The following is a 10,156-nucleotide window of genomic DNA, read 5'->3' on the forward strand; positions in this document are numbered from 1 at the left end:
AATGCACCGCAATCCGCTGCCGAAGAGGGAGGCCTCAGCGAGGGGACATCCTGGCTCCACGAGTTCCGTCGAAGTGATCGACTGGCCAGTGTTGTACCGCTTACGCTGCGTGCTTGGGGAGAGTGGACTGGGGGGTACATGGCTGATCCGATTGAGACTGTTGCTCCGAACGATTCGGGTTCGGCCACACTGCGGGGCTACGAGTACCAAACTCATGTGGCTGCACAGGCCGTCCTGGAGATGCTCGCTGATGAGGCAGTACGGCATGTGACATGCGAGCACATTGAGGACGTCATTATTGCCCGCAGTGAGGAGCAGGCCAGTGGTGGTCTGTTCTGGGAGTTCCAACAGATCAAGATGCGGGAAGCGACCACGCCCTGGGCGTTCAGAGACGTGCTCGTCAAGAGACCGTTGCAAAGCCTATGGCGTACGTATGGGACGTTGAAAGACCAGGGGCTCTCCTACAGGCTCACAGCTGCTTTTGAGGGATTTCTTGATCCTGCCGACGCTCTCGTTACTGCTCTTGCGCACGGAGAAGGGGCGGGCAACGAGCACTGCCTGGAGCGGGTGACAGCCCACCTGAAAGGTGACGTCAGGGAGGTCTCTGCCTTCCTGGGGCTGGTCCGTATCCAGGAACTGGCCAGAGGCGAAGACATCGAGTCGCTCAACGTGGCCTTCCTTCGCGAACTGGGTCCGTCTTTGACCGGCGCGGAAATCAACGGGCTTTACGCCGAGCTCGTGCACCGTGTCAGGAAGGCGATGCAAGGCCGCCTGGATCCTCGGTGGACTGAGCAATCGAAAGTGCAGGACATGCCTGCGGGGCTGCTGGGGAAGCGTATCGGGCCCAGCGCTGTTGCCGACATCCGACAGCGTCTGCAGCTACCTGATCGCATGCTGTTGACCGGCTTCTCACAGCGCCGAGAAGTCGACACAGCGCAGATCAGTGAGGTGCGGAGTGGCGCAGCCCCGTACGAGGCACGCGGTCTGCGCAAGGACTATGACTGCGAAAAGTTCCCCTTCCACCGTCAAGAGGACGGCATGGCTGACGTCTTCTACGCGACCCACAAGCCGACCGGCACGCCCGTCGTCCTCAAAAAGCTACGCGGCCAGCACCCGCACCTCGACAAGAAAGCCCGGATGACCCGTGAGATTGAGGTGGGCCGTCTTCTGAGCGACCATCCGAATGCGATGCCAGTCTGGGACGCCAGCGCCGACGGCACGTGGTTCGTCATGCCCAAGGCGCAGGCTGTCGCAACGGAATGCCTCGATGACCTCAAGGATCCGGCCGTACTACGGGATCTGATTGAGAGCCTGTGCTCGGTACTGGTCGCTGCGCATGGGATGCAGGCACCGGGCTCCCCTCATGGATGGGTACATCGGGACATCAAGCCGTCTAATGTACTTCGGCTTGATGGGCGATGGGTTCTTGCCGACTGGGGCATTGTGCGTCGTCCGCCTGGCCAGACCACGCATGCGCAGCGCACCAGGCTTGGGGCGAGCATGGGATCTGAGGGCTTTGCCGCTCCGGAGTTGAGCTTCGATGCCCACAGTGCCGGTCCGCCGACTGACGTCTACAGTTTGGGGCAGCTGATCGGCTGGGCGGTCACACGCAGGAACCCGCAGCAGAATATTGCCCTCATACCGGACTCTGGACCCTGGCGCGCGGTCGTCCGAGGAGCAACGCGTACGGACCCTGGGAGACGGCCGGCAACGGTGCAAGCGTTCCTTGACCTCATCGCCCAGGAGATCGACACACCCCCCGTGCCGCCCGTAGTACAGGCCGAAACGCTCCGTGATGCTTTGAACGATGAAGCAGCGAATGCCTCAGAGGAGTTGGTGGCCCTGGCGGCTGCCCACCCCGACGACGCTGCTTTGTACTGCGACGTTCTTCTCAACGTTGATCCCGAGGCGCTCATGCCGGCGTTGTTGGCTGACTCTCTCCGGGCCCTTGAGATTGTCCGGGCGATGCCCGAGCTCCTGGGCACACACCGCTCAATAGAGCGCGGTGAAGTCGACGCCGTCATCCTGTGGCTGTTCACCGTCGCACGCCACGCTGCCAATGCTGCACAGTTGAACCTGCTGGAAGTTTGCTGCAACGGCGCCTTCACCTGGGACGCCTTGTGGGACCAGTGGAGGCCGCAGGATGAGATCAGGCACTGGCTGCGCACCCTGACAGGGGATGCCGCCGGATCGGTAGCAGGAGCGCTGCGCGACCATCCCGGCTGCGCACGCCACTTCTCCTCACTGGCCAACGAAATGCGAGTCGATCACCGGATCCGTTCGGCAGTCTCACGAACTTCGCCGGGCGCGACCGGCACCGCCGGGTCAACGTAGGGGCGGCGCGACTATGCCTGGTACCTCGTCTTCGGCGCGTCCCGGTGTGGCTGGACCGGGTCGGGCGACGCTGGGAACCATGGCCGGGCGTAGTCGACTTCGATGGTGCTGAAGGCGCGAGCCGTAGGCGTCCGCCGAAGAGGGACCCGACCTCAGTGAGGGAAGGAGGTGCTGGCTTCACGAGTTCTGTCGAAGTGATCGACTGGCCAGTGTTGTACCGCTTACGCTGCGTGCTTGGGGAGAGTGGGCTGGGGGGTACATGGCTGATCCGATTGAAACCGTTGCTCCGGACGATTCTGGTTCGGTCACGCTGCGGCGGTACGAGTATCAGGTTCATGTGGCTGCGCAGGCCATCCTGGAAATGCTCGCTGACGAGCCGGTACGGCACGTGACCTGCGAGCACATCGAGGACGTCATCGTTGCCCGCAGCAGCGAGGGGCAGACCAAGGGCGGCCTCTTCTGGGATTTTCAGCAGATCAAGACACGGGACACGACCACGCCCTGGGCGCTTACGGACGTTCTCGCCAAGGGACCGTTGAAGAGCTTGTGGCGTACGTACGGGGCGGTGAAGGACCAGGCGCTCTCATACGGGCTCACAGCTGGGCTGGAGGGCTACCTCGATCCCGCCGACGCACTCGTTACCGCTCTCGCACATGGGGGAGGGGCGGATAACGAGCGGTGCCTGAAGCGAGTGACAGCCCACCTGAAGGCTGACGTCAAGGAGGTCTCAGCCTTCCTGGGCCTGGTCCGTATTCGGGAACTGCCCAGACGCGAGGACATCGAGCTGCGCAACACCGCCTTCCTCCACGAGCTCGGCCCGTCCTTGACCGGTGCGGAGATCACCGGCCTCTACACCGAACTCGTACGCCGTACCCGGGAGGCAATGCAGGGCCGTTTGGGCCCGCGGTGGGCCGAGCAGCTAGCGGTGCAGGACCTGCCTGCGAAACTGTTGAGGAAGCGCATCGGCCCCGGCACCGTCGCCGACCTCCGACAGCGTCTGATGCGCCCTGACCACGTACTGCTGACCGATGTATCGCAGCGTCTCAGCGGAGTCGAAACAGCGTTGGTCCGCAAGCTCCGCCGGGGCGCGGCGACGGACGATGTAATCCAGGAAGCTCAGATGGTCCGCGCGCATGCCGACATTCACCGTATGAAGCAGCAGTCCCTGGGCACGTGGCCGGCTGACCCGGCCATCGAGGCGGACCTGGACGAGCGGCTGCTGCTGGTCGCGCGCCGTACCATCCGCAGCCACGCGGCAGATCCTCGCCCAGCGAACGCCATCTTCGACGGCCTCCAGACCACTCTCGAAACCAGCGCCGCTACCCACGACCGCTGGCCCCTCTATGCCCGGGACAGCGTGCTGCTCATGGGCCGGGCGTGCGCCATCTCCGACGAATGCCGCTTCGACTGGGGGACCGGCCATGAGTCTCCTGCCTGATATCGCCCCGCCCCCCACCGCGCCCCCGGAGTATCCAGACGGGCTCCCTCCTTCCGCCGACGCCCAAGCCAGGCTTCTTATCCTCATTGACGCCTTCTCCGAGACAGCAGCATCCAAGGGCATCGAAGGCAGGATGAAGCTCGCCAAACTTGACTTTCTCCTGCGCTACCCCGAGCACTTCAACCATCTGATGGCCGAGCGCCGACCCGACGCCGACCCAGGCGACGATCCGTGGCTGACAGGAGCCATCGAGCAGAGCATGATCCGCTATCGCTATGGCCCCTGGGACCCCGCCTACTACGCCCTCCTTGGTGCTCTGACAGGCAAGGGCCTCATCGAGCCCAAGCACGAGAACGCGGTCGCGACCTACCGCACCACGCCAGCCGGAAGAAGGGTCGCGCAGGCCCTTGCCGAATCCGAAAGCTGGCGCCCCGTACGCGATCGGGCCCGGCTCCTGCGCCGGCACTTCAACCTCACCGGCACCACTCTCAAAGACATGATTTATCGAGCGTTCCCCGACATCGTCGAGGCGGACTGGGGGACACAGCTGTGAGAATCCGGATCGAAGAACTGCACCTGGTTGGAACCAGCCGCCGCATCCGGTTCGAGCCTGGGATGAACGCCATTACTGGCGCCATGAGCGGCGGTAAGACGGCGACGATCAGCTGCCTTCGGGCCTTGCTCGGCGCCGATGTAAGCGTCGTCCCCGAGCTCCGAGGGCGCACCATGGCCGGCACCGTACTCATCGGCGACCGCCGCTTCCGCATCGTCCGCCCCCTTGTCACCACGACGACCGCCAAGGTCGATATCGCCGAGCTCGGAGGCCAGGAGGAAGCCTGGCGGTTGCCGGCCAGCGAACTCCAGGCCGGCTACGACCACACCTTCCGCGACTGGCTCCTCGACCGCCTCGGCCTGCCTCGCATCAAGGTGCCACGAGCCCCAACCGACCAAACGAGCCCGCTTGTCCCCGTGACGGCAAGCGACTACCTCATGTACTGCGTCCTGAGACAGAAGGAGATCGACGCTTCTGTCTTCGGCACCGCTGACAACCACGCGAAGAACATCAAACGCCGCTACGTCTTCGAGATTCTGTACGGCATCCATGACCCTGCATCCACCGGACTCCGGGAACGACTTCGCGAAGTCTCCACGGAGCTCAAGGCCCTCACTGCAGACTCCGTCACCCTGGAACGACTCCTGGCTGAGACAGCCTTCGGCTCACAAGCCCAGCTGGAGGTGCAACGCACAGCCACTGAGACCAAGCTTCGCGCGGCACGCACAGCGGATCAGCAACTAACGAGTGAGCTCACCGACCCTTCCACGGTGACCCTGCGCTCTCGGATTGCTGAAGCTGAAACCGAACTCGCGCGCATCGACATGGCTACCGCCGCGGAATCTGCGGCGGTAGCCAACCTGCGCGAGCTACACGACCAGCTCATCGCCCAAAGCCGTCGCCTCACCCGCGCACTCGTCGCGGAACGGCTCCTCAACGACTTCGAGTTCCACACCTGTCCCCGATGCGGATCCGGCATCCCAGAGCGCGGTGACGACCACACCTGCCGACTGTGCCTGCAGACCCCTCCGCAGACCGCGGCACCGTCATCCCTCGCCAGCGAGCAGGACCGGGTGATCGAGCAGGTTTCGGAAACCAAGCAACTCATCGAACGCAGCACGAAAAGAATCGAGGAACTCCAGGCCGCACGCGCAGGCCACGCCCGTCTCCGCAACGACCTCGGAGCACAGCTAGACCGAGCCACGTCAGCCTTCGTCAGCGATCAGACCGACCGCATCCGCGCCACCGCCGCCGAACAAGCCCGGCTTGAAGAACGCCTGATCAGCCTGGAACAAGCCCTGTCGTTGTACGAGCGTTCCCAGAAGCAGGCACGCCGCATCGCCGAGCTTGAGCAGGAACAAGAATCTCTCAATGCGAGCATCGACGCTTCCAGGCACAGCAACCCTGCCGTCCAAGAACGACTGCGGAAACTCGACGAAGCCTTCGAGACGATCCTCCGCGCCTTCGACACCCCACGATTCGAAGAACCGGCAGGCACGTACATCAGTCGCAAGACGTACCTGCCCATCGTCGACGGCCGGTCCTTCTCAGACCTCGGCTCTCAGGGAGTGGAAGTCCTCGTCAACGTGGCGCACGTCCTCGCGCACCAACTTGTTGCCCTACGTGACAACAGCGTTCCGCTCCCGAACATCCTGATCATCGACGGCCTCAGCAACAACGTCGGCCACGAAGGCATCGATCTCGAGCGGCTACGCAAGATGTACACCACCCTGCTCACCGCTGCCCGCGAGCATATGGATGACCTGCAGATCATCGTGGCGGACAACGATCCCCCGCCCATCTCGGGAGTTCACCGCGCGCTAAAGCTGTCGGACACCGATCGCCTCGTCCCAGAAGTGACCGCCGGGCAAGAGGCCTCGGACACAGAAACTGATCGGAGTGGCGACAGCAGCTGAAACACCAGTCGAATCTGCAGCCCGCAGTCCCGGCAGGCATTCCCTTGGGACTGCGGGCTCTGTGCTGTCTGGTTAGTGCACCGATGGGTCGGTGCCGGAGTCATGCCCAAGCGATACCGAGCTCCCGTAGGGCAACTAGTTGCTCCTGGGTGAGCTTGTCACGCCTCGACTTGGTGTTCGAGACCCATACGCCGAGCTTCACCGGCACCGGCTCGTCCTGGCCGTCGACCTCGATCTCGACGACCGCGCCGCGCGGGACCGGCCGGTCCACGCCTTCCTGCTCGACCCACTGTGTGAGGGCCGCGAGTCCGCGCTGGAATGCCTGCTGCGCCTTGCTCGGCCCCTTCGCCGTGCGGCTCGCCGTCGGGGCGGGGGCCGGTGCCTGGTCGGGCTGTAGGCCCAGCTTCAATAGCCGCTGCTGCTGCTCCTCGGAGAGCTGTTTCCAGGTGCCCGGGTATTTCTGGCGCTCCAGCCATCGTCCGATGTCATCGCCGTCCATCAGTACGCCAGGGGCGATGTCGGGTAGGACCCCGCTGGGTTCGTCGGCGGCGAGGTCGGCGAGGACGCGGTAGTGCCGCTGCCAGTCGAGGGGCCAGGGGCAGTTCCAGTCCTCATCGATGGCGGTGAGCTGTGCCGCGCGTGCGGCGGCTCGTTCGGGGTCTTTGCCGAGGCCGTCTTTGCGGCGGAGGTTGGCGAGGAGCTGTCCGATGGCCAGCTGCTCTCCGTCCCCTTCGCTTTCGCCCCAGACGGCGTCTTGTCGGGGTGCGAGGTGTCCGGTGGCCCGGTGGTAGGAGCGGAGTGCGGCGAGTTTGTTCTCCCAGGCCTCGTCGCCGGGTTCCCACACCATCCCGGCGTCGTCGAGGAGTTCTTTGCGATGGGGGTCGAGTTCGCCTGCGCGCAGCGCCTTGCGCTGCTGGTGCACCCACCGGCCCAGGGGATAGTTCTTCGTCACGCCGACCTCGGTCTCGGTGTCGTACGGCACGGCGTGCAGGCCGGTGATCCCGTTCTCGGCACGCCAGCGCAGCAGGGCTTGGTGGCCCTCGAGCCAGACCAGGGACTGGGGGCGGATGACGCGGCAGCGGGTCAGGGCGGCGATGTCGGCGGCGTCGCGGGGGGAGGCGAAGTTGACCACGACCGAGGTGACCCGGTCGGCCTCCTGCTGCGCCTGGCTGGTCTCCTCGGGCATGTCCCCGTTCTCCGGGCCGGCCGCGCCGGCGGGCCGGACGTGGATGCGCCGGCCTTCGGTGCCGCGGGTCAGGGCGCGGGAGGCGAGCTGGTCGACCATGCGCTCGGAGTGCGAGCGCAGGGCTTGGAGGATGTCGACCAGGGGCTGGTAGCTGGCGGAGGCGACCATGTCCTTCGGGTCCTCCCCGGGCTGGAGGAAGACGGGGATGATGATGCGTGCGGTCTTGGTCGTGCCGTCCGGGTTGGGGCGCAGGGCACGTCCGATGTTCTGCACGATGTCGACCTGGGAGCTGCGCGAGCCGACGATGCAGACCGCTTCCACTCCGCGTAGTCCGGTGATGTCGACCCCGACACCGAGAGCGCGTACCGAGGACAGGAACGCCCGGTGCACCCGCCGGTTCTGGGCGTCGATGCCGTTGGCGAACCGCTGGATCACCTCACGCCGGTGCGCGATGGGATGGTCCCCGCACAGCCAGTCCGCCCATACCCGGTCCGGGGGCACGTGACGGCCCTTCTCCAGCTCGTACAGCTCGGCGTCGATCGACGACGCGGGCAGCTCCTCCGCACCGGCCAGGGCCGCCGCGGAGGCCTCGGCGGTGTACAGCTCGGCGGCGGTGCGCGGCATCTGCTCGGCGAACGCCGCGGCTTCCTCCACCCGCTGGTGGAACACCATGGTGGTGTGCAGATTCTGCTGCGCCGCGTGCTCCAGCAGTGCGGCCTGGAGCAGGGCCATGCGCCGGCCACGCAGCGCGTCCTCCGACAAGCCCAGGATCGGGTCCGGGTCGCGGATCTCCAGCACGTCGATCTCGAACCCCGCAAGGATCGAGCGTTCCACCGCCTCCGCCAGCCCAAGATCAAAAATCCGGGTGCCGTACGTGCGGGAGTCGTCCTCCATCGACGCGATGACCAGCTCCCGGCCGTCCCGCCCGCGCTGCGGCCGGGGCGCGGCGAGGATGCGCGGGGTGGCGGTCAGGTAGAGCCGGAAGTCGACAGGGATCCGGCTGTTGTCGTGGATCGCCGCCCACGGCCGCCCCATGTCCCCGGCCGTCATGTGCCCCTCGTCCAGAATGGCCAGGTCAAACGGAGCCATCCGCTGCCCGTACAGCCGCTCCCCGCCCGCCAGAGCCGATTCCAACGGCCCAGGGACAGTCCGGCGACCAGTGACGTCGGCGGGGTCCTCGCGGTCCACGAGGGAGGCGTACGTGGCGAACACGACTACCGGACCGGTCCCGGCCCACAGGGCGAGCTGGATCGGGTTGGTGGTGGTGCGCACTCCGAGCTGCTCCAGGACCTCGTCCTTGTCCACCGAGCAGACCGCGACCATCGGCGCCCGGTGCCCGACCCGCCGCCAGGACTGGGCACTCTGCACGATCAGGTCAAGCGTGGGCACCATGACGAGGATCCGCCCCTCCGGGAAGTACTCCAGAGCGCACGCAGCGGTGGTGATCGTCTTACCGGACCCGGTCGCGGACACCCCCATGGCACGAGCCCCCTCCGGAGGCACAAAGGATCTTGCAGGAAATCCGACCCAGTTACGAAAGCGCAATTTCTGGTCGACCTGGTGTTCCTTGAGCGGAATCAAAAGCATTTCTAAGCCCTCCCCAATTCCTATTTCTGTGGTCCCTCGATGGCCGCGTGCGGAATGCAGGCCGCACCCGAGCCGTTCCAGATCGACGCACCCGCCCTGTGCCAGCCGGGCTTTCCGTCCTCGAAGGGCGGTTGGCCGTCCGGGTCGTAGTGCCCGACACCGAGCGTGCAGAGGATGTAGCCCTCGTCGCTGTTCACCATCCGCGCCGTACACAGACCGCCGGCCTCGCCCAACACCTCCAGCACCCGGCGCCGCGCCGTGGTGTGCGGATGGGCGCGCGGCAGCACGGACTCCCGGACGAACCCCTCCAGCCGCACCAGGTCCGCCCGTTCACGCTGCCTCACGTCCGCGAAATGTACGGCCAGCTCAGCCGCCCCGCCCGACCGGCCGCCGCGCCGTGGCCAGTCCCGGCCCGCGATGCCCCCCAAGGCCTCGCTCACCGCCATCACTCCTTCGTCCCAGCCGTCCGCGAACACAGCACACCCTGAGAAGCCGGCGCCATGCCGTCCAGCTCCACCACCTCGCACTGCGCCCCGGCCACCAGGCGTCCACCTCGCTCGCGGGCACGGCCAGCGCTCCAGGAGCGCGAACAGTCTCAACCGGGCGTTCACACCTGCCGTCTGATACTGCGTCACCCGGCGCATCGAATCGCTGCTCAGCGCGGGATCTGGTCCGGTAGATTCATGGTGACCGGCCATCTGGCCATCCTCTCGAAACTTGGGAGATTCCCGAGGACTGGCGGGTGTCCCAGATTTCTGCCAACGATACATGCTGCATCTATCTGAGCAGCCACTACACTAGAACCCGACACGAACGAGCGACACCCGCCCCTCGTAGCCAGCCAAGCCCGCGTCAGCGGGCCCTGGGTCGTGGAGGCGCAGCCGGAAGGGCCCTTGAGGCGGGGGAGCGCAGCGGACCCGCCGGCCCAGGGCGGAGCGAAGCGAAGCCCAGGGCCAGCGGGGCGAAGCCCCGCAGCTCCGGAAGCGCAGCGGACGGAGCGTCACCAAGCCCGCGAAGCGGGCTTGGTGAGCGGGACGCGCAGCGCTCCCGCCAGCGCTCCCGCGGAGCGGGAGCGCAACACCCGCGCGCAGCGCGGGTGTTCGCTTGCACATCGCGCAGCGATGTGGTACCCGCTCCGCGGG

The 10,156-nt window shown here is 66.0% G+C and carries 6 protein-coding genes; 4 read left to right on the plus strand and 2 right to left on the minus strand.

What is annotated here, in order from left to right; translation table 11 throughout:
- The first annotated feature begins 138 nt into the window (after nt 1–138).
- The 4 genes from IE142_RS33565 (at nt 139) to IE142_RS33580 (ending at nt 6,241) form a co-directional block, all read left to right on the plus strand.
- Entirely contained in the window at nt 139–2,334 is a 2,196-nt protein-coding gene (locus IE142_RS33565) for a dsDNA nuclease domain-containing protein (protein WP_191889230.1), read from the plus strand.
- Nucleotides 2,335–2,593: 259 nt separating this feature from the next.
- On the plus strand, nt 2,594–3,772 hold the full coding sequence (locus IE142_RS33570; protein WP_191889231.1) for a dsDNA nuclease domain-containing protein: 1,179 nt from the start codon (nt 2,594–2,596) through the stop codon (nt 3,770–3,772).
- Nucleotides 3,756–4,325: a hypothetical protein gene (locus tag IE142_RS33575; RefSeq protein WP_191889232.1), complete on the plus strand. Its 570-nt coding sequence runs from the start codon at nt 3,756–3,758 to the stop codon at nt 4,323–4,325. The genes IE142_RS33570 and IE142_RS33575 overlap by 17 nt, the downstream gene beginning before the upstream one ends.
- Nucleotides 4,322–6,241 carry a hypothetical protein gene (locus tag IE142_RS33580; RefSeq protein ID WP_191889233.1) on the plus strand — a complete coding sequence of 640 codons (1,920 nt, stop codon included), beginning with the start codon at nt 4,322–4,324 and terminating at the stop codon, nt 6,239–6,241. The genes IE142_RS33575 and IE142_RS33580 overlap by 4 nt, the downstream gene beginning before the upstream one ends.
- A 100-nt stretch (nt 6,242–6,341) precedes the next feature.
- On the opposite strand, the gene IE142_RS33585 is transcribed toward IE142_RS33580, so the two are convergent.
- Complete coding sequence (locus tag IE142_RS33585) at nt 6,342–9,014, minus strand: DEAD/DEAH box helicase (protein WP_191889234.1); 2,673 nt, start codon at nt 9,012–9,014, stop codon at nt 6,342–6,344.
- A gap of 20 nt (nt 9,015–9,034) precedes the next feature.
- A complete protein-coding gene (locus IE142_RS33590) occupies nt 9,035–9,454 on the minus strand; it encodes a hypothetical protein (protein WP_191889235.1) in 420 nt (139 codons plus the stop codon).
- Nucleotides 9,455–10,156: the final 702 nt, after the last annotated feature.

Source organism: Streptomyces mutabilis (assembly GCF_014649815.1).
GTDB lineage: Bacteria > Actinomycetota > Actinomycetes > Streptomycetales > Streptomycetaceae > Streptomyces > Streptomyces mutabilis.